Below are 23,002 nucleotides of genomic sequence, written 5' to 3'. Positions count from 1 at the left end.
CAGTCGGCGCCGCGATTCCCGCTCGTGGAGGCTCCGTTGATCCCCTTTCCCGTTCCGTCGGCCGCCCTGCGCGCCCTGCTGGTGCTGCCCCTGCTGCTGGCCACACTCGCCTGTCTGCCGGCGCTCGTCGTGCTGCCGTTCCTCCGGAACGGAGGCGCACGGACCGAGCGAATCGTGCGCCAGCTCATCGCCTGGACACGTACGTTGGTCATGTCGCTGTGAGACAGGGAGTAGCCCGTGGAACCGATCGTCGACGGCCGCCTGAGCATCGTGTACGAGCACGTCTCCGCCTCGGTCACCGTGGTGACGCTTGCGGGCGAATTGGATGTGTACACATGCGTGACCCTGCGGGAGGTCCTGGTCGGCCTGATCAACGACGGGCGCTTCCTGCTGGCCATCGACATGCGGGAGGTCGACTTCATCGAAAGCCCCGGAAGCGGGGTCCTCGTCGGCGCTCTCAAGCGTCTGCGCGCGCACGGCGGCCACTTGGCCCTGAGCGGAACCCAGGGGCAGGTCCGGAAGCACTTCCGCATCACGCGGCTGGACAGGATCTTCCCGATCCACCCGACGGCCCTGGAGGCGGAGGAGTCCCTGTCCGGACCGGCCCTGGACCACAGCACCGCCAGGACCGCCGCCCCGGCCGGCTGAGCCGCTCACCTCACCGCCGGAACAACCTCTCGGGAACCGTCCCCGCCAGCACCCCGTACCCCTTCGGGTTGAGATGCAGCCCGTCCCCGACCTGCAGGTCGGGCAGCAGTCGGCTCGGCTGGGCCGGGTCCCTTACCGCCCGGTCGAAGTCGATCACCGCGTCGAAGTGGCCGGGGGTGCGGATCCAGGTGTTCACGCGCTGCCGGGACGCCTCCCGCTCCCCCGCCGGGTCGTCGTAGGGGGTGTTGCCCCCGAACGGCGTCAGGGTCGCGCCGTAGACGCGGATGCCCTGGGCGTGGGCGCGGACCACGATCTGCCGGTACCCGGCGATCAGGTCGTCGGTGACGGCGCGCTGGGCCTCGGGGGTGGCGGCGGCGGTGCCGATGTCGTTCACGCCCTCGAAGAGGATCAGCCAGGAGACCCCGCTGCGGGACAGGACGTCACGGTCGAGGCGGGCCAGGACGTTGGGGCCGAGCCCGTCGTTGAGGACGCGGTTGCCGCCGGCGGCCTGGTTGAGGACGGCGATGTCCGAGGTGGCGGCGCGGGTCCGGAGCCGGTCGAAGAGCTGGTCCGGCCAGCGGTCGTTGCCGTTGGTGGTGGACCCGCGGCCGTCGGTGAGCGAGTCGCCCACGACGGCCACCGCCTCGGTGGCGCCGGGCGAGAGCACCTCGACGTCGCTGAGCAGATACCAGTGGTTGACCGGGGTCGCGTCCGGGAGGTCGTCGTCCCGGGTGTGGTCGCCGTGCAGCAGGTACGAGGTGGTGCGCGAGCCGGGGTGCGAGGTGAGCGCCAGCGACGGCTGGCCCTCGGCGGTGTACGCCGTCACGGTCAGGTCGGATCCGGCGCGCAGGTCGAAGTCGAGCGGGTCCGAGACCAGTTGGGCACCGACGGGGACGGTGGCCGCGTCCCGCCCGGCGAAGGTGACCCGTCGCAGGCTGTCCGGCTCGATCGCGCTGACGCCGGCCTGTCCGCCGCTCGGCAGCGCCACGGTCACGGCGGTCAGCGGCAGCGGGGTGTCGCCGTAGGCGTTGGAGAACCGCAGCCGGATGCGGTGGCCGCCGGTGGTGACGCGGACGGTCTGCCGCAGTGTGGTGTCGGTCAGCACCGACTTGTCACCGGTGAAGGGCGCGGGCGGCAGGTTCGCCGGCTCGGTCAGCTGGGGCATCCCGGTCCAGGTGTTCACCCAGTGCCGGCCCGCGGCCGAAGTGGCCATGGGCCGGGCCGAGTCGGACCTGTCCAGCAGTGCCGTGAGCGCCGAGGACGTCACGACCAGGGTGAGCACGAGGACACAGGTGGTGAGCAGGGTGGCGATCGGGGCTCTGCTGGGTGGCTTCACGGGCGCCCTTCTCTGTGGTTGCGTCAACTGACCGTGCATTCCGTACCGTTGAGCGTGTAGGCGGTGGGTGCCGCACTGTTGCCGGTGTGGGTGGCCTGGTAGCCGATACCGACGCTCGCGTTCGGCGCGAGCGTGCCGTTGTACGAGACGTCGGCCGCCGTCACCGCACCGGAGGACGGGCTGTACGAAGCGTTCCAGCCACTGGTGATCGTCTGGCCGGCCGGCAGGGTGAAGCCCAGTTTCCAGCCGCTGATCGTCGTCGTGCCGGTGTTGGTGATGGTGACGGAGGCGGTCAGGCCGGTGTTCCAGGCGTTGGTGGTGACCGTCACCTTGCAGGCGCCGGCGGGAGGTTGGGGCGCGGGGCCGTCGCCGCCGAGACCGAAGAAGGCGAGGGCGCGGGAGGCCATGCCGTAGGAGTAGAGGTTGTGCCCCACGCCCTGGAGGCTGATCGCCTCGACGGGTGCCTGGTCACCGGTGCCGCCGTAGCGGGTGCGGGTCCAGCCGGACTGGGGTGAGTCGGTGGCGGCGGGGGTCTGGCCGACGCCGAGCACGTCGGTCCACTGTTTGGTCTCCTCGCCGAAGTTGGGGTACCGCAGCGTGTCGTCGGCGGTGCCGTGCCACAGCTGCATGCGCGGCCGGGGGCCGGTGTATCCGGGGTAGGCGGCGCGCACCAGGTCGCCCCACTCCCGCGGGGTGTGGGTGACGGTGCCGCCGGAGCAGGCGCTGTTCCACTCGGAGCCGTCGGTGGTGGCGAAGCAGCCGAAGGGCACGCCGGAGAAGGCGGCGCCCGCGGCGAACACGTCGGGGTAGTCGCCGAGCAGGACGTTCGTCATCATCGCGCCGGAGGAGATGCCGGTGACGAAGATCCGGCCGGTGTCGGCCGCGTAGGTGCGGGTCACCCAGTCGACCATGGACCTGATGCCGACCGGGTCGCTGCCGCCGCCGCGGCGCAGCGCCTGCGGCGAGGAGACGTCGAAGCACTTGCTGGCGCGGGTCACCGACGGGTACACGACGACGAACCCGTACTGGTCGGCCAGGGAGGCCCACTCCGTGCCGGAGTACATCGCCGGCCCCGAGCCCGTGCAGTAGTGGGCGGCCACCACGACCGCCGGATGCGCGGTGACGCCGCTCGGGACGTACACGTACATCTGCAGGTTGCTGGGGTTGTCGCCGAAGCCGGTGACCTCGGTGAGGGTGGCCGTGGGGACGGCCTCGGTGCGGGCGGCGGCCGGGGGTGCGGCCAGGGTCAGTGCCGCGAGCAGGGGCAGCAGCGCACCGAGGAGTGCGAGCAGCGCCGAACGCAGCGGTGTTCTCTGGCGGTTGGGGGTGTCGCCGGCTGTGGGGGGCACGTCGTTCGTCCCTTCTGATCGCGGCTCGTGCGGCGTCGTGCGGGGGAACTTCCGGCATCGTGGCATGGACATGCGCTCTATGGAAGCGCTCCCACACACTTGCCCACGGACCGAAAACAGCCGTGCGCGAGGCGTTGACTAGAAAGCGCTTGCCCCCTACGGTCCGTTCATCAGCGTGACCGAGAGGTTCGGGAATCAACCTCGACCAGTCACTACACCCCCACAGGCGTTCCAGATGGCGTACGTCGTTCACGTACACAACCCCCACTGGAAGGGACGCACCCGCATGCGAACACAACGACTCATCGGGCCGGCTGCCGCCGGCGGCAGCGCCACGGCGGTGACCGTCTCCACCCTGGACGCCTTCAAGGCGGCCGTGGGCGGCGGTTCGGTGAAGGTGGTGAAGGTCAACGGCCTGATCTCGCTGAGCGGTCAGGTCGACATCGGCTCCAACACCACGGTTCTGGGTGTCGGTTCGTCCTCCGGCTTCACCGGCGGCGGACTGCGCCTGAAGAAGGTCACCAACGTCGTCATCCGCAACCTGAACATCAGCAAGGCCGTCAAGACCGACGCGATCACCGTGCAGGGCTCGACGAAGGTGTGGATCGACCACAACTCCCTGTCCTCGGACCGCGATCACGGCAAGGACTACTACGACGGCCTGGTCGACATCACGCACGCGTCCGACTACGTGACCGTCTCCTGGAACACCTTCAAGGACCACTACAAGGGCTCGCTCGTCGGCCACAGCGACAACAACGCGAGCGAGGACACCGGGCATCTGCGGGTGACGTACCACCACAACTGGTTCGACAACGTCAACTCCCGCATCCCGAGCCTGCGTTTCGGCACCGGGCACTTCTACGACAACTACGTCGTCGGCGCCGAGACCGCCGTGCACTCGCGGATGGGCGCGCAGATGCTGGTCGAGAACAACGTCTTCCGCGACACCCAGGTCGCCGTCACCACCAGCCGGGACAGCGACGTGGACGGCTACGCCAACCTGCGCGGCAACGACCTCGGCGGAGCCGCGACCGAGGCCTCGCGCACCGGCACCTTCACCAGCCCGCCCTACGGCTACACCGCCGAGCCCGCGTCCACCGTCGTGACCTCGGTGACGGCCGGCGCGGGCGCCGGACGGATCTGACCACCCCCCACTCGGAGGAAGGCATTCGGGACATGACCTCACGAGCACCCTCGCGCACCGGATCCGTGCGCGCCCTGCTGGGCGGACTCGCCGCCCTCACCCTCTCGGTTGGCATGATCATGACCGATGGAGCCACCGCGAACGCCGCGACCTGGCCCACGGCCAACGGCAGTCAGGCGGTCACCGCCACCATCCCGGTCTCCGGCACCAAGGACTACGGGATGAAGCGCCTCTACGGCTCCGGGGACCTCGGCACCGGCGGCCAGAACGAGGACCAGGATCCGCTCCTCGAACTCGCCCCCGGCGCGGTCCTGAAGAACGTCATCATCGGCGCCCCGGCCGCCGACGGCATCCACTGCCTCGGCAGCTGCACACTGCAGAACGTCTGGTGGGAGGACGTCGGCGAGGACGCGGCCACCTTCCTCGGCTCCTCGTCCTCCAACGTCTACACCGTCAGCGGCGGCGGGGCGAAGGAGGCCAGCGACAAGGTGTTCCAGTTCAACGGCGCCGGAACGCTGAACGTCTCCACCTTCGCGGTGCAGAACTTCGGCACCTTCGCCCGCTCGTGCGGCAACTGCAAGACGCAGTACAAGCGCACGATCAACCTCAACTCCATCGAGGCGACCTACAAGGGCAACAAGCTCGTCGGCATCAACACCAACTACGGCGACAGCGCGACCCTGAAGAACATCACCATCGTCGGCGACTCCAGCAAGAAGATCGTTCCGTGCCAGAAGTACATCGGCAACAACACCGGCAAGGAACCGACCACCAACGGCTCGGGTCCTGACGGGACTTACTGCAAGTACGCGTCGTCGGACATCACCTACAAGTAGGCACCCGGGGGTCGTCGTCCGGTGCGGACGGCGACCCTCAGGCCCTGTGTGCCAGGGCGGTCACGCCTTGGGGGTGGCGTACGCCTCCGTCGCCAGCCGCGCCCGCAGGGCCGACCTTGCCGAGATCGCGCTCAGCGATCCCCGCGCAGCCCCACCGACGCGGCCAGTTCCTCCTGGTAGCCCGCGTAGGCCGCACGAAGGGCCTCCCCCGGCCAGTCCGGTGGCAGGAGTGCGGGCGGGAGGACGGGGTCGGTGAGCAGGTGTCGTACGGCCGCGGCGAAGGCGGTGAGGCGGTCGGCCGGGTGGTGGGCGTCGGCAGCGTGGGCCAGCAGGGTGCGCGCTGTGGCGGCCCAGGCGTCCAGCGGCCACAGGCGGGCCATCAGGTCGTGCGGGGAGTCGTCGGGGCGGGCTGCGTACGACTGGGCCACGCGCGCGAGGTCGCCGGGCAGGGGCCTGTCGAGGTTGGCCGGGCGCAGCCAAACGCCCTCGCGGAGTTCGGCCAGGCGCAGGTCGGCCAACCGCGCGCGCAGGTCGGCCCGTTCGGCGGGGCCGCGGCCGGTCGCCGTGATCACCACCATCTCCCAGTCGCCGCCCCACGCGCGCGTGCGGGGACGCAGCGCCTCGTCCTGGCGGCGCTGACGGGCCAGCAGCCGGCCGCTGAGCCGGTACCCGGCGTCCGTGCGGCGCAGGTCCCCGGCGGCCACCATCCGGCTCAGCGCGGCCCGCAGCGTGGAGCCGCCGACGCCGAAGGGCTCCACCAGCCGGACCAGGTCCTTCACCGGCAGCTCGGGCGGGTGCGCGCCCAGCAGCAGGCTCAGCACCACCGACCGCGCGGACAGCGGCCGCAGGCCGGCGGCCTCACCCGCCTCCGCTGACACGTTCATGCGCATGGGCACGTACTGTACGTGCGCCTCCTTGTTGCATCATTGCTACAACCGTAAGAAGAGTGCAACATGGTCGTATGGTCTCGATTCCCGCGCAGTCGCCGCAGCAGTACGCCACCCACGACGTCACCAACCAGGCCCCGCCCCTGGCCCCGTACGACGCCTCCGACGACCGGGCCCTGCTGGAGGGGCTGCGCCGGGAGGGTGCCGAGTGGGCCGAGGACGGCATCCGGCGGCTCGGGCTCCGCGCGGGCGGCGAGGAGGCCCAGGAGTGGGGCGAGCAGGCGAACCGGCACGAGCCGGAGCTGCGCACCCACGACCGCTACGGCCACCGGATCGACGAGGTCGAGTTCCACCCCAGCTGGCACCGGCTGATGCGGACCGCGGTCGCCGAGGGCCTGGCCGGCGCGCCGTGGGCGGACGACCGGCCCGGCGCCCATGTGGCCCGCACCGCGGGCGGACTGGTGTGGGGGCACACGGAGGCCGGACACGGCTGTCCGACGTCGATGACGTACGCCGCCGTCCCCGCGCTGCGCGCCCAGCCCGACCTCGCCAAGGTCTACGAACCGCTGCTCACCAGCCGCGCGTACGACCCCGAGCTGCGCGTCCCCACCGAGAAGCCCGGGCTGCTCGCCGGGATGGGCATGACCGAGAAGCAGGGCGGCTCGGACGTCCGGACCAACACCACCCTGGCCACGCCCACGGACGAGCCGGGCGTGTACACGCTGCGGGGCCACAAGTGGTTCACGTCGGCGCCGATGTGCGACGTGTTCCTGGTGCTGGCCCAGGCGCCCGGCGGCCTGTCCTGCTTCCTGGTGCCCCGGATCCTGCCGGACGGCAGTCGCAACACCTTCCGCATCCAGCGGCTCAAGGACAAGCTCGGCAACCGGTCCAACGCCTCCTCCGAGCCGGAGTTCGACCGGACGGTGGCCTGGCTGGTCGGGCCGGAGGGGCGGGGTGTGAAGACCATCATCGAGATGGTCAACTGCACCCGCCTGGACTGCGTCATGTCCTCGGCGACCCTGATGCGCAAGACGCTCGTCGAGGCGGGCCACCACGCGCGCCACCGCGGCGCGTTCGGGGCCCGGCTGTTCGACCAGCCGCTGATGCGCAACGTCCTGGCCGACCTGGCGCTGGAGTCGGAGGCGGCGACGACGCTCACCCTGCGGCTCGCCGGTGCGGCGGACCGGGCGGTGCGCGGGGACGCCGGGGAGCGCCCCTTCCGGCGGATCGCCACCGCCGTCGGCAAGTACTGGGTCACCAAGCGGGGCCCGGCGTTCACCGCGGAGGCCCTGGAGTGCCTGGGCGGCAACGGGTACGTCGAGGAGTCCGGCATGCCCCGCCACTACCGGGAGGCCCCGCTGCTGTCGATCTGGGAGGGCTCGGGGAACGTCAACGCGCTCGACGTGCTGCGCGCCCTGGGTCGGGAACCGGACACGGCCGAGGCCCTGTTCGCCGAACTCGCCCTCGCGCGCGGGGCGGACGCACGGCTGGACACGGCCGTGGCAGGGCTGAAGGACCAGTTGGCCGAAACCGACCAGGTGGGCGCGCGCCGGATGGTCGAGCGGATGGCCCTGGCGCTCCAGGCATCGCTGCTGGTCCGGCACGCCCCGCACGCCGTCGCGGACGCCTTCTGCGCGACCCGGCTGGGCGGTGACTGGGGGCACGCGTTCGGCACGCTGCCCGCCGGAACCGACCTGGACGCGATCCTGGAGCGGGCCCTGCCCGACCGCGACTGAGCCCCTCCCCGGGCGACCTGGGCGGATCCCGCCGGTGGCCGGTGACAGCCGACGGATCGCACACAGTCAGCGCGCGACTCCGCTTCGTTGTCAGTGCCGTGGTGCAGACTCGCGATCAGGGGGCACTCGCCTGGGGAGGACAACGTGTTCACGGGGATCGACGAGGTCGACTGGGCCTCGCTGCACCACGCGTACGGCAGCGCGGAGGACGTGCCCGGATGGTTACGGGGACTGGCCTCCGCGGACGCCGCCGAGCGGCAGACCGCGCTCGACGGCATGTACGGCACGGTGTATCACGAGGGGAACGTGTACGACTCGACGCTGGCCTGCGTTCCCTTCCTGTGCTCGCTGGCGGGCCGCGAGGCGGTGCCGGACCGGGGCTGCATCGTCGAACTGCTGGTCAGCATCGGTGCGGAGAGCGGGGACGCACGCGCGCGTGAGGCGGTGCGGGCGGACTCCGAGGTGTTCGTGTCCCTCCTCGGGGATCCGGACCCAGGGGTGCGCCGGGCGGCGGCCGGAGCCGTCGTACGGTTCCTGGACGGCCCGGCTCGCGCCCTGGACCTGTTACGGCAGCGGATCCCGGTCGAGCGGGACGACCGGGTCCTGCTCGCGCTCACGGAGGCCCTCGGCCTGTTGGTACGCCGGCACCCCGAGTACTCCGCCGCCGCGCTGGACCTCCTGACCGCGCAGAGCGCCCCGCCCCACGACCCCGGGCTGCGGCTGGCCGCGCTCGGCCAGCTCGCCCTGGGCGCCCCGGACCTGCTCCCGGCCGACCTGGTGCCGACGGCCGTCCGGCTGCTGCGGGACAGGTCGGCGCGCCGCGCCCGGGTACCGGAGCCATCCGGGAACGACACCCTCGTGGGCCGGATACGGCGGCTGCGCCCCTCGGACGAGGAGGGTGCCCAGCTGCTGCGCACCCTGCACACCGCGCTCGGCGGCCGGACCGGTGACCGGATCGCCCTGCTCACCGGGCAGTTGACCAGCCCGGACCCGATGGACCGGTGCAATGCCGTGTGCATGTCGGCGGCGCTGTTCCGCGGCTGGCGCGCCGACTGTGCCGGGCCCGTGGCCCTGATCGGCGCCCAACTGGACACGGAGCAGGACCGGTTGCGGGACGCGGCGGTCTCGGTCCTGGCGGAGCTGTTCGGCCTGGCCGCGCCCGCCGCGGACGACCTCCACGCCCTGGTGACCGCCCGGCCCGACCTGTGGACGCACCGCTGGGAGCGCGGCTCGCCCGCCCTCGGCGGCCCGCTCAAGGCCCTGGCCCGGACCGGCGACCGACGGGCGGTCCCGGTTCTGGCCCAGGTACTGGCGGGCCCGGTCGTGCCCGGTGGCCTGGGGCACGAGATCGCACACCTGGGCCCGGCCGCGGTCCCCCTCGCTCCCGCGCTGCGGCACCATCTGGCCCGTGTCCCCCTGGACTCCCCCGCCGCCGACGCACTGGCCACTCCTCTCCTGGCCGCGCTCAGAGCGGTGGGCGACCGGCATGCGGTGCCTGAGGTGCTGCGCCTCCTGTCCGGGGCGCCTGACGGCCTCGGGGCACGGGAGAGACTCGTCGGACCGGCCATCGAGACGCTGGACGCCCTCGGGGCCGCCGCGCAGGCGGCACCGGTCCTCCGGGAGCTGCTGCACACCCGGCACGCGGCCGCCGCGGCGGGCGCCCTGTGGTCGGCGGGCGACGGGCTCTCCGTCGTACTGCCCGTCCTGCTACGGGAGTTGACGCAGGGCGAGCCGGGGAGCCGCCGGCTCGCCGCCCGGCAGCTGGGCAGGCTGGGTCCGGCCGCCCGCGCGGCCCTGCCGGAGCTGCGGCGGGCGGCCCGTTCGGGGCAGGCGCGGGAGCGGACATCGGCCGCGTGCGCGCTGTGGCACATCGGCCGGGACCCGGAACCCGTGCTGCCGGTGTTCCGGGCCGCCTGGTCGGAGAGCCCCCGCACCCGCGGCCCGATCGCCCGGTGCCTCACCGCGATGGGCCCGGCGGCCGCACCGCTACGGGACCTGGTGACGACCGAACTGACCGCCCCACGGCGTCACACGGCCCGCGAGGGCGGCTACGGCAGCCATGACATCGCCGTGGACGAGGCGCTGCTCAGGACGTGCGGGGAGGTGCTGTCGGGGCTGTAGGCGCGGCGCGCGCCGGGTGGCCAGGGCCTGTCCGAGCCTGTCTGGCACGCGTCGCGGGGCAGGCGGGAACGGTAACTGTCAGACAGACCCCAGGGCGGTCATCCGGTCATCCGGCCCCACTGCGGCCCCAGTCGGGCCCACTCCGCGTCCCAGTGGTTCATGCGGCGGCGCTCCAGACGGCCGCGTAGCACGAGGCCGCCGATGAAGGGGACGGCGGCGGCGCTCGCTCCCACCAGGCCGCCTATCAAGGTGGCCCGGAAGGTGGCTTCGGAGGCGGTGGTGGGGCGGGTGACCAGGTGCCCCTGCGGGTCGGTCCACACGGTGACCGGGGTCCCGGCCTTGCTGCCCGGCGCGACCCGGGCCTGGCCGGTGTGGGCCGAGCCGTCGGCGACGGTCCAGCGGACCTCGGCCCAGACCCGCTCGCCGCCGCCCGCGGAGGTGGCGCTGCCCGGAGCCTTGGCGACGACACGGGCGACGGCGGGATGCCAGGCGGCGCGCTCCCGGGCCAGTCCGTGCTCCACCGAACGGGCCGCCGTGAGCCCGGCCAGCACCCCGACCAGTACGGTCAGCAGCCAGGCGGCGAGCACCACCCAGGCCTCCACCACGTCGGCCCGGCGCCTGAGCGGATTGCGCCGCCAGCGCCACAGCCACACCTTGGGACCACGGAACGCCTTCAAAGGCATCCTCCTCACGAGCGCACCGACAGGCCGGACCGACCTCCCATACGGGCAGGGCCGCCCCGTTGCTCACGACGAGCCGTCACCCCGACGGTCGCACGAGACACCCCCTTCGCGCAGGCGCATGCCGCAACGCACCTTGCCGATCTCTACGACAGGCCGACGGCACCGCCTTGACCTGCGACGACGCTGCCGCCGGGGCCGACTGTCAGTGGCGGGGTGCAGACTGGCCGGTATCTGACGACTACCTGGACAAAGACGTCCTGGAGGTGATCGGCATGACCGAGGTCCTGCTCGCCGTGGGCACCCGCAAAGGCCTCTTCATCGGGCGGCGGCGCGGTGGCGCCTGGGAGTTCGACGACAGTCCCTACTTCAACGCCCAGGCCGTCTACTCGGTCGCCATCGACACCCGCGGCGGCACCCCGCGGCTGCTCGCGGGCGGCGACAGCGCGCACTGGGGCCCGTCGGTGTTCCACTCCGACGACCTCGGCCGCACCTGGACCGAACCGGCCCGGCCCGCAGTCAAGTTCCCCAAGGACACCGGGGCTTCGCTGGAGCGGGTCTGGCAGCTGCACCCGGCCACCGCCGAGGAGGACGTGGTGTACGCGGGCACGGAACCGGCCGCGTTGTACCGCTCCGAGGACCGCGGGGAGAGCTTCGAGCTGGTTCGTCCCCTGTGGGAGCACCCGACCCGCTCCCAGTGGGTGCCGGGCGGCGGCGGTGAGGGCCTGCACACGGTGCTCACCGACGCGCGCGACCCGCGGGCGGTGACCGTCGCCGTCTCCACCGCCGGGGTGTTCCGGACCACGGACGGCGGGGCGAGCTGGGCGCCCTCCAACTCCGGTGTCTCCGCGGTGTTCCTGCCGGATCCGAACCCGGAGTTCGGCCAGTGCGTGCACAAGATCGCCAAGGACGCGGTCGGCCCGGACCGGCTGTATCTGCAGAACCACTGGGGCGTGTACCGCAGCGACGACGCGGGCGCGCAGTGGACCGACATCGGCGCGGGCCTGCCGTCGACGTTCGGCTTCGCGGTGGCCGCCCATCCGCACCGCGGCGACACCGCGTACGTCTTCCCGATCAACGCCGACGCCGACCGGGTGCCCGCCGACCACCGCTGCCGGGTCTTCCGCACGGCCGACGCGGGCAAGAGCTGGGAGCCGCTGTCGAAGGGGCTGCCGGCGGAGGACCACTACGGCACCGTGCTGCGCGACGCGCTCTGCACGGACGACGCGGACCCGGCCGGGGTCTACTTCGGCAACCGCAACGGCGAGGTGTTCGCCTCGGCCGACGACGGCGACAGCTGGCGGCAGCTGGCCTCCCATCTGCCGGACGTGCTGTGTGTGCGGGCCGCGGTGATCGACTGATGCGAAGGCCTGGCACGGAGGCCCACGGGAAGGGAGGTGAGGGCGGCATCGGTCATCCGAGTCGACGGTCCGGTCATCCTCGGTCGGCCTCCGGTCGCGGCTTGATCGCCGACCGGTGTACGGCAGTAGGGTGACGCCCGTGGCACCACGACCCTTGCATGAAATCGTCGAACCGGGCTGGGCGAAGGCCCTGGAACCCGTGGCCGGACGGATCGCCGCGATGGGCGACTTCCTGCGCACGGAGATCGCCGCGGGACGCACCTATCTCCCGGCCGGGCCGAACGTCCTGCGCGCCTTCCAGCAGCCCTTCGACGAGGTACGCGTCCTGATCGTCGGTCAGGACCCGTACCCGACCCCGGGGCACGCGGTCGGCCTGTCGTTCTCGGTCGCACCCGAGGTACGTCCGCTGCCGCCGAGCCTGATCAACATCTTCCGCGAGCTGAACGCCGACCTGGGGCTGCCCCAGCCGTCCACCGGCGACCTCACCCCGTGGACGCAGCAGGGCGTGCTGCTGCTCAACCGGGCGCTCACCACGGCACCGCGCAGCCCGGCCGCCCACCGCGGCAAGGGCTGGGAGGAGGTCACCGAGCAGGCGATCCGGGCGCTGGCCGGGCGCGGCAAGCCGCTGGTGTCCGTCCTGTGGGGACGTGACGCCCGTAACCTGCGTCCGCTGCTGGGCAGTCTTCCGGCCGTGGAGTCCGCGCATCCCTCGCCCATGTCGGCCGACCGCGGCTTCTTCGGCTCGCGTCCGTTCAGCCGGGCCAACGACCTGCTGATCCAGCAGGGCGGACAGCCGGTGGACTGGCGTCTGCCGTGACCGACCCCGGTTACCTGGCGGTGGACTCCGGGGGCTCCGGTCTCCGGGTCGCCGTCGGGGTTCCGGGACAGGCCCCCTCGGCACAGAGGGAGTCGGGCGAGCCGGTCCGTACCGGTGCGCGGGGGATCGATCCCGCCCACCTGATGGCGCAACTCGTACCCCTCGCCCGCGCGTTGACGGCCGAGGCCGGAGTGGGCGAACTGGGCACGGCCGTCGTCGGCGCCGCCGGGTTCGCATCCCTGGGCGACGCCCTGCGCGCCGAACTGCCGGACGCGCTCGCCCGGGAGCTGGGCGTACGACAGGTGGCGCTGGCCGCCGACGCCGTGACGGCCTACGTGGGCGCTCTCGGGCCGCGTCCGGGTGCCGTGGTCGCCGCGGGCACCGGCCTGATCGCGATCGGCACCGACCTGACCTGCTGGCGGCGGGCGGACGGCTGGGGCCATCTGCTGGGCGACTGCGGCAGCGGGGCGTGGATCGGGCGGGCCGGTCTGGAGGCGGCGCTGCGCGCCCACGACGGCCGGGACGGCGGCTCCGCCCCGCTGCTGGCGTGCGCCGAGAAGCAGTTCGGCCCGGTGCGGGGACTGCCCGGCCTGCTCTACCCGCGTACCGACCGCCCCGCGCTGCTGGCCTCCTTCGCACCCGGGGTGGCCGCCTGCGCCCCGCACGACCCGGTCGCCGCCGGCATCCTGCGTGCGGCGGCCCGGAACATGGCCGAGTCCGCCGCGGCGGTGTGCCCGGCCTCCGGTGCGCCCGAAGTGGCCTTCACCGGCGGCCTCTTCAAGATGGGGGACCCGCTGCTCGTACCCCTGCGCCAGGAGTTGGCCGCGCGGCTGCCGCACGCCCGGCAGGTGCCGGCCGAGGGCGATCCGTTGCACGGGTGCGTACGGATCGCGACCGAGCTGGCGGCCGGGCGGCTCACCCTGCCGGGTGAACAGTCCATGCTCTACGTGGTCCCAACAAAAGGGGATTGATCCCTTTCGTGGCGCATCTGTCCGGCAAGTGCCCGGAACACGTGCCTAAGGGACGTAACTCATCAGACAAAACAGGACGGAAACCGCTCACCTGCACCCTCCCCGAACAGGGGAGCCCAGGAAGCCAGTAACATGCGGCGCCATGAGCTCCCCCACTGGACCCGCGTCCGGCCTGCCAGTACGAATGCCGCGACCCCGCCAGCCCGGACGGCACCGCCGACCGGAACCGCAGGTGGCTCCCGAGGGCGCGCCCGCGCTCGTCCTCGCGGTGCCCGGTGCGCCCAGCGCCGTCTCGCGCAGCCTCGCCGAGGAGGTCGTGAGCATCGCCCGCTCCGAGCTGCCCGGCCTGGATGCCCGGATCGGGTACCTGGACGGGGACGACGCCGAGTTCCCGAGTCTGCGGGCCGTGCTCGCGCACGCCGCCGAGGAGCGCACCGCCCGCTACGAGCAGGCCGTCGCCGCCGGTCTCGAGGTCAAGGAGCCCGACGGGCCGGTCGCGGTCGTCGTCCCGCTGCTGGCCGGTCCGGACAGCGCGCTGCTGCGCCAGGTCCGCCAGGCCGTGATGGACAGCCGGGTCGCTGCCGAACTGACCGATGTCCTCGGCCCGCACCCGCTGCTCGCCGAGGCGCTGCACGTGCGCCTGTCCGAGGCCGGTCTGGCCCGCGCCGACCGTGCCCGGCTGTTCACCGTGGCCACCGCCGCGGACGGCATCATCCTGGCCTCCGTGGGCGGCGAGGAGGCCGTGCAGGCGGCCGGGATCACCGGCATGCTGCTCGCCGCGCGCCTGGCCGTGCCGGTGATGGCCGCGGCCCTGGACCAGGAGGGTTCGATCACCTCCGTCGCCGAGCAGCTGCGTTCGTCCGGCTCGCAGCAGCTGGCCCTCGCGCCGTACCTGATCGGCCCGGAGATCGACGCGGCGCTGCTGGCGGCGGCCGCCGAGGAGGCGGGCTGCGCCACGGCGGAGGCGCTCGGCGCCTACCCGGCGATCGGCAAGCTCGCCCTCGCCAAGTACACGACCGCGCTGGGCATCGCCCCGCCGCAGCCGCAGGGCACACCGGTCCGCTGACGCCGGACCCGGCACCCGTACGACGCAGGGCCCGCTCCAGTGACTGGAGCGGGCCCTGCGTCGTACTGCTACTCGAAGACGATGCAGGAGGCCGCGGCGACCTCGACGGAGCCGTCGTAGCGGGGCAGCCCCGTCCGCTCGTCGATGGCGAACCAGGTCACGTCTCCGGAGCGTTCGTTGGCCGCGTAGAGGAAGCCGTCGTGCTCGGCCAGCGCGCGCGGCCAGTGTCCGCCGCACGGCACCGTGCCGATCAGGCGGAGTCCGTCCGCCTGTACGGCGAGCACGGACAGGACGTCCTCACCGCGGGTCGCGGTCCACACGAAGCGGCCGTCGGGCGAGACGACGATGCCCGAGGCGTAGGCGTCGCCGGCCGGGGCGCCCGGCAGGACCGGGACCTCGATGAGCGGCTTCAGGGAGCCGGCGTCGGCGTCCCAGAGGCAGACCGTGACGGTGGGGGTGAGTTCGTTGACGACATACGCGTGCTCGCCGTCCGGGTGGAAGGCCAGGTGGCGGGGGCCCGAACCGGGGCGCAACGCGATCTCGCGATGCAGGGCGGGGGTGCCGCCGTCCAGGGTGCACACCCGGACCGAGTCCGTGCCGAGGTCGACGCTGACCGCCCAGCGGCCGCTGGGGTCCGGCTGCACCTGATGGGCGTGCGGGCCGCGCTGACGCCGGTCGTGCGGGCCGGAGCCGGTGTGCTGGAGCACTCCCGAGGGCGCGGGGGCCAGGCTGCCGTCCGAGCGCACCGGTACGGCCGTGACGCCGCCGGAGCCGTAGTTGGCGGTCAGGACGTGCCCGGCGTACACGCTGAGGTGCGTGGGTCCGCTCCCGTCGACCGGCACGGGCGGCCCGGCGGGCTCCGGCTTGTCACGGCCGACGCGGAACGCGGCGACGGCGCCCTCGGCGGTCTCGCTGACCGCGTAGAGCATGGTCCCGTCCGGCGAGAGGGCCAGGTAGGAGGGGTCGGGCAGGGTGCCGAGGCGGCCGGTGAGGGTCAGCGCGCCGCCGCCCGGGCGCACGTCAGCCGTGACCAGCCCGGGCCCGCCCGCCGCCGTGAACGACCCGATGAACGCCCTGCGCCGCCTGCCGCCCTCTGCCACCGCTGTCCCCTCTCGGTCCGAGCCAGTGCCGACGGTAGCAGTCGATCGCTCTAGGTCTAGACCAAAAGGGTGACGGGGGTGTTTCGCCGACGGCGCTCAGGCCCTCGGCAGCACCGATCCCGACGGGGCCCACAGGGGCTCGACCAGGCCTGCAAGGCCACGTTCCAGGCCATGCAGGTGGGTCGGAGGCGGGCTGGGCCGACCGGGGGACTCGCTCGGAGCCGCCGACGGCGAGCACCACGACCGGGCTCGGTCCAGCCGAAGGGCGACGTCGAGGCGGGCAGCGCTCCCGCCCTCACCAACGGCGACCCCGACGCGGCCCGCAGGAGCACGACCAGGTCGACGAAAACGCACCCCCAAGCCGAAAGGGCGGACCAGGCCGGGCTTGGCCGGCCGGTGGACTCGCTCGGAGCCGCCGGCGGCGAGCACCACGACCGGGCTCGGTCCAGCCGAAGGGCGACGTCGAGGCGGGCAGCGCTCCCGCCCTCACCAACGCGAGCCAGACCGCACTGAGCCAGCCGATGGAGGCGCTCAGAACTGCCAACGGTGAGCCCCTCGACCGGCTCGGCCCAGCCGAACGACGACACCGAGGCGGCGGCGCTCAGGCTCCCGCCAGCGGCTCACCCACGACGACGAAAACGCACCCAAGCCGAAAAGGCGAGCCCGGCCGGGCTCAGCCCAGCCAAACGACGGCGGCGCTCAGGCCCCCACCAACGGCGACCCCGACGGAGCCCTCAGGGGCTCGGCCAGGTCGGCGAGGGCGCGTTCGAGGCTGTGCAGGTGGGCCAGGGCGGGTTCGGCCGGGGTTTCGGCGGGGCGGTGGACTCGGTCGGAACCGCCGGCGGTGAGTGCCTCGACCGCGGCCTCCACGCGCCAGCAGGCGGCGGCCAGGCGGGCGTCGTGGGAGGCCTCGGGGTCGGCGGCGACGGCGACCAGGCCACGGATCTCGCGGGCGCAGTCGTCCAGGAGGGCGAGGACACGGCGGGCGCGGCGCTTGCGGCCGAGCATCGGGTTCAGCGGGTGCACCAGCGGGGCGACCGAGAGCCGGACCCGGCCGAGCAGCTGCTCCAGTTCGGCCACGCGCGGCGCCGGGTCGGCCGTGGCCGAGCCCGCGAGGCGCGCGGCGGCCTCGGCGGTGCAGACGTGGACGCAGCGCAGGGCGCGCTGGATCCAGGCGTCGGTGGTGGCGTGGGTGGTGACGGGCAGCACGAAGAGCACGGCGAGCACCGCGCCCAGGGCGCCGACGGCGGTCTCGGCGAGGCGCAGGGTGAGCAGAGCCGGACTGAGGACGCCGAGCAGGCCGTAGAGCAGCTCCGCGAGCAGGGTCACCCAGAGCATCATCCAGGTGTAGGACACGGCGGCCGTGTAGAAGATGCCGAAGACGGCGACCGCGATGAGGACCGCGGTGGGGACGGGTGCGCCGTGCACGGGGGCGGCGACGAGCAGGCCGAGGGCGATGCCGATCACGGTGCCGAGGACCCGCCGGAAGCCGCGGACCAGCGTCTCGCCGCGCGAGGCGGTGTTGACGAAGACCCACCAGGTGGCGCCCACCGCCCAGTACCAGCGCTGCCCGGACACCAGCTGCCCCACCACCAGCGCGAACCCGGCGCCGGCGACCGCCTGGACCGCCTGCCGGGTGGTCACACGGGCCAGCCCGGAGCCGACGGCCGGTGCGGGTACGGCGGCCGGGGGCAGCCGGCGCTCGTAGCACCACAGGCCGAAGCGCACCGCGGCCGCGCTGAGCACGGACAGCAGGACGGCCGCGTACAGCTCGGGCAGCTGTCCGGGCGTGGCGTGCAGGAACTGGGCCACGAAGAAGGTCATGAAGGCGAACACGCCGAGGCTGTGCCCGCGCGGGCCCCAGCGGCGGGCGTACACGCCCGCGCCGACGACGGCGAGGAAGGTCAGGTCCCGGGCGACCGGGTGGTCGTGCAGTTCGGCGGCCGCCGCGAGCACCGGCACGCCGACGACGGGCAGCAGCGCGGTGGTGACCGCCTGCCCGCGCACGGTGGCGTCGGTGACCGTGAACAGGGCGAGCAGCGCGGCCAGACCGCCGGTGACCGCACCGGGGAGGGAGTGCCCCGCCAGCCCGCACACCACGACCGCCAGCCCGATGCCGAGGACGGCCCGCGCGGCGAAACGCAACCGCGTCCGCCCCGGGTCCGGAGCCACGAACACCCTCTTCAGCACTAAAGCCCTCCCCTTGGAACACCTGGAACACCGGAAACACCTGGAACACCGGCACACAAAAGGCGCCGCGGGGATCCGCAGCGCCATCGACATGCCCATGAGAGCATCACAAGGGTCGATGGCTCAAGTGTCGGCTGAATCACTGAGCCATTGGACCAGAGTCGGCCGCGCATGACCGTCCGGCTGAATACCAACGGACCAGGTCGGGCGGCACATCCGCACAGCAGCCTGCTGAGCCATTGGTACAGTCGTACATCATGACCGTGGACGCACTCGACACCCGCATCCTGCGACTCCTGCTGGAGCAGCCGCGTACCAGCGTGCGCGAGTACGCCCGCATCCTCGGCGTAGCCCGTGGCACGCTCCAGGCCCGCCTGGACCGCATGGAACGGGACGGCGTGATCACCGGTACGGGCCCCTCGCTCTCCCCCGCCGCCCTCGGCCACCCGGTCCTGGCGTTCGTACACATCGAGGTCACCCAGGGCCACCTGGACGACGTCGGGGACGCACTGGCCGCCGTACCGGAGATCGTCGAGGCGTTCTCGATCACGGGCGGCGGGGATCTGCTGGCCCGGGTGGTGGGGCGGGACAACGCCCATCTTGAGGACGTGATCCAGAAGCTGATCAGCCTGCCGGGCGTGGTGCGCACCCGCACCGAGGTGGCCCTGCGCGAGCGCGTGCCGTACCGGCTGCTCCCCCTGGTGGAGTCGGTCGGCCGGGCGGCCCGCGCCTGACGCTTGGCATGCTGGACCGCATGAGCAAGTTCGGCACCCTTGCGGTCATCTTCGATCTCGACGGAACGCTGGTGGACAGCGAACCGAACTACTACGAGGCGAGCCGGCAGACCCTGGCCGAGCACGGCGTCCCCGGCTTCACCTGGGCGGAGCACGAGGACTACGTCGGGATCAGCACCCTGGAGACGGCCGTGATCCTGCGGGAGCGCTACGGCCTGCACGCCACGGTGGACGAGCTGCTCGACGCGACGAACCGGCGCTATCTGGAGCTGGCCCGGACCCACACCCGCGCCTATCCCGAGATGCGGAAGTTCGTGGAGCTGCTGGCGGCCGAGGCCGTGCCGATGGCGGTGGCCTCCGGCTCCTCCCCCGAGGCCCTCGATGCGATCCTCGCCGGGACCGGTCTGGACGCCTTCCTGCACACCGTGGTCTCGGCCGACGAGGTGGCCCACGGCAAGCCCGCCCCCGACGTCTTCCTGGAGGCGGCCCGGCGGCTCGGTGCGGACCCGGCCGACTGCGTGGTCCTGGAGGACGCGGCACCGGGTGCGGCCGCCGCGCACGCGGCCGGGATGCGCTGCATCGCCGTCCCGTACGTGGCCGCCCAGGCCGACTCCCCCGAGTTCACCACGGCCGCACTGCTGCTGCGGGGCGGTCAGGCGGAGTTCACTGCACAGTCGGCGTACACCTGGCTGCTGGATTCGGCCACCTCCGGCTGAGCAACTGCCTTACTCGTCAGTACCGTTGACTCTCCTCCGCCCATTCCCTATCTCCTGGGCGAGAGGCGTTCACGCAGTCGCGGACCTGGCGGCCCGGCGACACGGTCCGGGTGAGCGTGCCGTTCCGGCTGCGGGTGGAGAAGGCCCTCGACGACCCGTCCCTGCAGGCCCTGTTCTACGGCCCGGTCAACCTCGTGGCCCGCAGCTCTCCCTGGTCCCGGTCTCCGGTTCCCCCTTGCACTACACCCTGCGCGCATCCCGCTCGGTCCGATGGCACCACGCTCCTCGACGAGATCTGGGCGGGGGCGCCTTTCCGGCGCAAGGGCGCGCTGGTCGCCCGCGTGCGGGACGTCGTGGCGGCGTGGGTGGCGCAAGGGCTGCTCGGGCAGGAGGAGGGTGCGACCGTGGTGCGTACCGCGGAGCAGGCGTCGTACCAGGCCTGACGGCTCCGACGCGCGCGGAAGTGCTCCTTCCGTGCGTTGGGCGGGGTGGCTGCTTAGCGTGACCCCATGACCACAGTCCAGGCCCGGCCCGCCCCCGACGACCGGCGGTGGAAGGCGCTCGGGGTCTGTCTGACGGCGGGCTTCATCTCGCTGCTCGACACCTCGATCGTGAACGTGGCACTGCCCTCGATGGAGCACGGGCTCGGCGCCTCCGAGGCCGCCCAGTCCTGGGTGGTGTCCGGGTACGCCCTCACCTTCGGGCTCGTGCTCGTCCCGGCGGGCCGGCTGGGCGACATGCGCGGGCGGCGCCAGGCCTTTCTGTTCGGGCTCGCCGTGTTCACGCTGGCCTCGGCGGCGTGCGGGCTCGCGCCCAGCGCCTCCTGGCTGGTGTTGTTCCGGCTGATCCAGGGCACGGCGGCGGGCGTGGTCGCGCCGCAGACCTCGGGGCTGATCCAGCAGATGTTCCAGGGCGCCGAGCGGGCCAAGGCCTTCGGCCTGCTCGGCAGCGTCATCGGGGTCTCGACGGCGGTGGGCCCGCTGGCGGGCGGTCTGCTGATCAACGCCGTCGGCACCGACGACGGCTGGCGCTGGGTGTTCTTCGTCAACCTGCCCATCGGGATCGCCGCGTTCGCCGCGGGACTGCGGCTGCTGCCCCGTTTCCCCGCCTCGGCGGACAAGCGGGAGGAGTTCGACCTGTTCGGGGTGCTGCTCCTCGGCTCGGGCGTGCTCGCGCTCATGCTGCCCCTGGTGCAGGAGCAGCAGTGGACCGGGCGGCTGAAGTGGGCGCTGATGCCGGTGGCCGCGCTGCTGCTGGCCGCGTTCTGGGCGTGGGAGCGGAGCGAGGGACGGCGCGGGCGGGCGCCCCTGGTCGACCTGAACCTGTTCTCGCTGCGGTCCTTCACGCTCGGCGCGCTGATCAGCCTGATCTACTTCGCGGGCTTCACCACGGTCTTCTTCGTCTACACGCTGTTCCTGCAGAACACGGTCGGATACAGCGCGCTGACGGCCGGGCTCTCGGTCCTGCCCTTCGCGGCCGCCTCGGCGATCGGCGCGGCCCTCGGCGGCCGGCTGGTGGTGCGCCACGGCCGCAAACTCGTCGTCATCGGTCTGAGCGGGGTGGCGGCCGGGCTGCTCGGGGTGGTCGTGGCGGTGCAGCTGGTGCCCGGGCAGAACGTGGGCTGGGCCTCGGCGCTGCCGCTGCTCATCGGGGGGATCGGCTCCGGCCTGGCGGTCTCCCCGAACACCACCCTGACCCTCACCCGCGTCCCGGTACACCGTGCCGGCGCGGCCGGCGGGGTGCTGCAGACCGGCCAGCGCGTCGGCTCGGCCGCCGGGATCGCCGTGGTCGGTGCGGTGTACTTCGCGCACCTGGCCAACCACGGGCGCTCCGTCACCGCGATTCAGCTCGGGCTGCTCACCGCCGTGGGGATCATCATGGTCGCGCTGGTACTGGCGGTGGCGGATCTGCGGGAGCGGCAGGTGCACCCCGAGCCGGAGAGGGCCGGGGAGACGGTCCGGCGGGATTCCGGGGAGGACGGGGCCGGGGAGCCTGTCCGACGCGGAGCCTGAGCGGTGGCGATGTCCGGCGCGGTCAGCGAGGGTCACGACCTCCGGCACGGTTCGTGAAAGGTCACGACCTCCGCCGCGGCTTGCCCCTCTTGGCCGGCTTGGCGCCCCCGGAGCCCGCGCGGCCCCGTGCGCTACGGCTCGCGGGCTTGCCGCCCGTCGACTTCGCGGCCGTCGGCTTCTGCCGGGCGGCCCCCCGCTTCTGCTCCCCCTCGGCCTGCGCCGTCGTACGGCCCCGCGTGCTGTTCACCGTGCGCCCGCGGACGATGCCGATGAAGTCCTCCACCAGGTCCGTGGTGGCCTCCTCCGGCCAGGACAGGGCGATGCTGGACTGGGGGGCGTCGACGACCGGGCGGTAGGTGACGTCCTTGCGGTGGTACAGGCGGGCCAGGGACTGCGGCACGATCAGGAGGCCCACCCCCGCAGCCACCAGCTCGATCGCGTCCGGTGTCGTCGCGGGGCGCTCGAAGGCCGGCTCGCCGGGCGGGCTGTCCCAGTCGAAGACGTCGTCCAGGGGGTGGAAGAGCACCTCCTCGGCGAGGTCGGCCAGGGTCACCTCCTCCGCCGCCGTGATCAGGTGGTCCTTGGGCACGACGACCACCGTGGTCTCGGTGTAGAGCGGGATCGCGCTGAAGAACGTACGGTCGACCGGCAGCCGTACGAGCCCCGCGTCGGCCTCGCCCGCCCGCAGCACGTCCGCCGCCTCGGTGCTGGGCACCTGGACGAGGGCGAGCGGGATGTCGGGCAGGCGCTCGTTCCAGATCCGCACCCACTTGGCGGGCGTCGCCCCGGGGACGTACGCGAGCCGGAACGACGGTGTTTCCTCCGAGCCTGTCACCAGGCCAGGTTACCGGCCGTGGTCGGCCGCCCGGCACGCGGCCGATACCCTTGACCTCATGAGTTCGCAGCAGAGCACCCAGACGATGAAGCCCGCGACCGCGGCGAAGAAGCTGGGTGTGTACCTCCCCGCCACCCCCGCCGAGTTCCAGGAGGGTGTGGTCTCGCGCGCCGAGCTGAACGAGCTGCAGGCCAATCCGCCCGAGTGGCTGCGCGTGCTGCGAGAGAACGGCCCCCACCCGCGTCCGGTGGTCGCCGCGAAGCTCGGCGTGTCCATCGCCGGTCTGGCGCGCGCCGGGGTCACCGAGGCGCTGACCACCGAGCAGATCGAGGCGCTCAAGCAGGAGCAGCCCGAGTGGCTGGAGAAGGAGCGAGCCACCCAGGCGGAGGTCCGCAAGGAATCGGTGCGGATCAAGAAGCTGCACAAGGAGAAGCAGGAGAAGGGCGCCGAGCGGCGCTGA

21 protein-coding genes and 1 pseudogene are annotated in these 23,002 nt (G+C 73.0%); 15 read left to right on the top strand and 7 right to left on the bottom strand.

From position 1 onward, the window contains the following. Nucleotides 1-36 precede the first annotated feature (36 nt). The gene (locus CRP49_RS29975) at nt 37-222 is read left to right on the top strand and encodes a hypothetical protein (RefSeq protein WP_097256155.1); all 186 of its coding nucleotides are present in this window, start codon (nt 37-39) and stop codon (nt 220-222) included. Between the two features lie 15 nt (nt 223-237). Next, nucleotides 238-648 carry an STAS domain-containing protein gene (locus CRP49_RS29970; RefSeq protein WP_373560374.1) on the top strand — a complete coding sequence of 137 codons (411 nt, stop codon included), beginning with the start codon at nt 238-240 and terminating at the stop codon, nt 646-648. Nucleotides 649-658: 10 nt separating this feature from the next. Here CRP49_RS29970 and CRP49_RS29965 read toward each other — a convergent pair whose 3' ends face one another. After that, nucleotides 659-1,984, bottom strand: coding sequence for an SGNH/GDSL hydrolase family protein (locus tag CRP49_RS29965; RefSeq protein ID WP_097256154.1), 1,326 nt, complete (start codon nt 1,982-1,984; stop codon nt 659-661). A gap of 23 nt (nt 1,985-2,007) precedes the next feature. After that, nucleotides 2,008-3,333, bottom strand: a complete 1,326-nt coding sequence (locus tag CRP49_RS29960) for a PHB depolymerase family esterase (protein WP_101372746.1) — start codon at nt 3,331-3,333, stop codon at nt 2,008-2,010. Between the two features lie 286 nt (nt 3,334-3,619). On the opposite strand from CRP49_RS29960, the gene CRP49_RS29955 reads away from it, so the two are divergent. Both CRP49_RS29955 and CRP49_RS29950 read left to right on the top strand, forming a co-directional pair. Further along, nucleotides 3,620-4,480 (top strand): polysaccharide lyase family 1 protein, encoded by an 861-nt coding sequence (locus CRP49_RS29955; RefSeq protein ID WP_257033526.1) that lies wholly within the window; start codon nt 3,620-3,622, stop codon nt 4,478-4,480. Between the two features lie 32 nt (nt 4,481-4,512). Beyond that, entirely contained in the window at nt 4,513-5,316 is an 804-nt protein-coding gene (locus CRP49_RS29950) for a pectate lyase (protein ID WP_097256152.1), read from the top strand. 131 nt (nt 5,317-5,447) lie between these two features. Here the strand turns inward: CRP49_RS29950 and CRP49_RS29945 are convergent, their stop codons facing one another. After that, nucleotides 5,448-6,206 (bottom strand): PaaX family transcriptional regulator C-terminal domain-containing protein, encoded by a 759-nt coding sequence (locus CRP49_RS29945; RefSeq protein WP_097256151.1) that lies wholly within the window; start codon nt 6,204-6,206, stop codon nt 5,448-5,450. A 71-nt stretch (nt 6,207-6,277) separates the two neighbouring features. On the opposite strand from CRP49_RS29945, the gene CRP49_RS29940 reads away from it, so the two are divergent. Continuing rightward, nucleotides 6,278-7,939, top strand: a complete 1,662-nt coding sequence (locus CRP49_RS29940) for a DNA alkylation response protein (protein WP_097256150.1) — start codon at nt 6,278-6,280, stop codon at nt 7,937-7,939. Nucleotides 7,940-8,083: 144 nt separating this feature from the next. Beyond that, nucleotides 8,084-10,060, top strand: a complete 1,977-nt coding sequence (locus tag CRP49_RS29935) for a HEAT repeat domain-containing protein (protein WP_097256149.1) — start codon at nt 8,084-8,086, stop codon at nt 10,058-10,060. 98 nt (nt 10,061-10,158) lie between these two features. Here CRP49_RS29935 and CRP49_RS29930 read toward each other — a convergent pair whose 3' ends face one another. Next, nucleotides 10,159-10,743: a hypothetical protein gene (locus CRP49_RS29930; RefSeq protein WP_179851792.1), complete on the bottom strand. Its 585-nt coding sequence runs from the start codon at nt 10,741-10,743 to the stop codon at nt 10,159-10,161. 272 nt (nt 10,744-11,015) lie between these two features. Between CRP49_RS29930 and CRP49_RS29925 the strand changes: the two genes are divergently transcribed. From CRP49_RS29925 to CRP49_RS29910, 4 genes are all read left to right on the top strand, one after another. Then, on the top strand, nt 11,016-12,101 hold the full coding sequence (locus CRP49_RS29925; RefSeq protein WP_179851791.1) for an exo-alpha-sialidase: 1,086 nt from the start codon (nt 11,016-11,018) through the stop codon (nt 12,099-12,101). A 139-nt stretch (nt 12,102-12,240) separates the two neighbouring features. Then, entirely contained in the window at nt 12,241-12,918 is a 678-nt protein-coding gene (locus CRP49_RS29920) for a uracil-DNA glycosylase (RefSeq protein ID WP_097256146.1), read from the top strand. Continuing rightward, entirely contained in the window at nt 12,915-13,889 is a 975-nt protein-coding gene (locus CRP49_RS29915; protein ID WP_097256145.1) for an N-acetylglucosamine kinase, read from the top strand. The genes CRP49_RS29920 and CRP49_RS29915 overlap by 4 nt, the downstream gene beginning before the upstream one ends. A gap of 142 nt (nt 13,890-14,031) precedes the next feature. Then, a complete protein-coding gene (locus CRP49_RS29910) occupies nt 14,032-14,955 on the top strand; it encodes a sirohydrochlorin chelatase (RefSeq protein ID WP_097256144.1) in 924 nt (307 codons plus the stop codon). A 68-nt stretch (nt 14,956-15,023) separates the two neighbouring features. Here the strand turns inward: CRP49_RS29910 and CRP49_RS29905 are convergent, their stop codons facing one another. Together CRP49_RS29905 and CRP49_RS29900 are read right to left on the bottom strand one after the other, a co-directional pair. After that, complete coding sequence (locus CRP49_RS29905) at nt 15,024-16,055, bottom strand: lactonase family protein (RefSeq protein ID WP_097256143.1); 1,032 nt, start codon at nt 16,053-16,055, stop codon at nt 15,024-15,026. A gap of 699 nt (nt 16,056-16,754) precedes the next feature. Continuing rightward, complete coding sequence (locus CRP49_RS29900) at nt 16,755-18,245, bottom strand: FUSC family protein (RefSeq protein ID WP_097256142.1); 1,491 nt, start codon at nt 18,243-18,245, stop codon at nt 16,755-16,757. A gap of 257 nt (nt 18,246-18,502) precedes the next feature. Between CRP49_RS29900 and CRP49_RS29895 the strand changes: the two genes are divergently transcribed. From CRP49_RS29895 to CRP49_RS29880, 4 genes and pseudogenes are all read left to right on the top strand, one after another. Then, entirely contained in the window at nt 18,503-18,979 is a 477-nt protein-coding gene (locus CRP49_RS29895; RefSeq protein ID WP_179851790.1) for an Lrp/AsnC family transcriptional regulator, read from the top strand. A 20-nt stretch (nt 18,980-18,999) separates the two neighbouring features. Continuing rightward, nucleotides 19,000-19,695, top strand: coding sequence for an HAD family phosphatase (locus CRP49_RS29890; protein WP_097257609.1), 696 nt, complete (start codon nt 19,000-19,002; stop codon nt 19,693-19,695). 71 nt (nt 19,696-19,766) lie between these two features. Further along, a pseudogene (locus tag CRP49_RS29885) lies at nt 19,767-20,138 on the top strand (glycosylase); the annotation flags it as partial. A gap of 66 nt (nt 20,139-20,204) precedes the next feature. Continuing rightward, nucleotides 20,205-21,707, top strand: a complete 1,503-nt coding sequence (locus CRP49_RS29880) for an MFS transporter (RefSeq protein ID WP_097256141.1) — start codon at nt 20,205-20,207, stop codon at nt 21,705-21,707. A 61-nt stretch (nt 21,708-21,768) separates the two neighbouring features. Here the strand turns inward: CRP49_RS29880 and CRP49_RS29875 are convergent, their stop codons facing one another. Beyond that, a complete protein-coding gene (locus CRP49_RS29875; protein WP_097256140.1) occupies nt 21,769-22,542 on the bottom strand; it encodes a LysR family substrate-binding domain-containing protein in 774 nt (257 codons plus the stop codon). A gap of 58 nt (nt 22,543-22,600) precedes the next feature. Between CRP49_RS29875 and CRP49_RS29870 the strand changes: the two genes are divergently transcribed. Continuing rightward, nucleotides 22,601-23,002, top strand: coding sequence for a DUF5997 family protein (locus CRP49_RS29870; RefSeq protein ID WP_097256139.1), 402 nt, complete (start codon nt 22,601-22,603; stop codon nt 23,000-23,002).

The sequence above is a fragment of the Streptomyces sp. Ag109_G2-15 genome, from assembly GCF_900215565.1.
Classification (GTDB): Bacteria; Actinomycetota; Actinomycetes; order Streptomycetales; family Streptomycetaceae; genus Streptomyces; species Streptomyces diastatochromogenes.
This window is presented reverse-complemented; position numbering and strand designations above follow the sequence as displayed.

Excerpts from the sequence above, each read along its gene's own strand:
- CRP49_RS29880 (WP_097256141.1), top strand. The coding sequence starts at position 20,205 with ATGACCACAGTCCAGGCCCGGCCCGCCCCCGACGACCGGCGGTGGAAG.
- CRP49_RS29890 (WP_097257609.1), top strand. The coding sequence starts at position 19,000 with ATGAGCAAGTTCGGCACCCTTGCGGTCATCTTCGATCTCGACGGAACG.
- CRP49_RS29950 (WP_097256152.1), top strand. The coding sequence starts at position 4,513 with ATGACCTCACGAGCACCCTCGCGCACCGGATCCGTGCGCGCCCTGCTG.
- CRP49_RS29930 (WP_179851792.1), bottom strand. The coding sequence starts at position 10,743 with ATGCCTTTGAAGGCGTTCCGTGGTCCCAAGGTGTGGCTGTGGCGCTGG.
- CRP49_RS29895 (WP_179851790.1), top strand. The coding sequence starts at position 18,503 with ATGACCGTGGACGCACTCGACACCCGCATCCTGCGACTCCTGCTGGAG.
- CRP49_RS29940 (WP_097256150.1), top strand. The coding sequence starts at position 6,278 with ATGGTCTCGATTCCCGCGCAGTCGCCGCAGCAGTACGCCACCCACGAC.
- CRP49_RS29910 (WP_097256144.1), top strand. The coding sequence starts at position 14,032 with ATGAGCTCCCCCACTGGACCCGCGTCCGGCCTGCCAGTACGAATGCCG.
- CRP49_RS29870 (WP_097256139.1), top strand. The coding sequence starts at position 22,601 with ATGAGTTCGCAGCAGAGCACCCAGACGATGAAGCCCGCGACCGCGGCG.
- CRP49_RS29955 (WP_257033526.1), top strand. The coding sequence starts at position 3,620 with ATGCGAACACAACGACTCATCGGGCCGGCTGCCGCCGGCGGCAGCGCC.
- CRP49_RS29925 (WP_179851791.1), top strand. The coding sequence starts at position 11,016 with ATGACCGAGGTCCTGCTCGCCGTGGGCACCCGCAAAGGCCTCTTCATC.
- CRP49_RS29945 (WP_097256151.1), bottom strand. The coding sequence starts at position 6,206 with ATGCGCATGAACGTGTCAGCGGAGGCGGGTGAGGCCGCCGGCCTGCGG.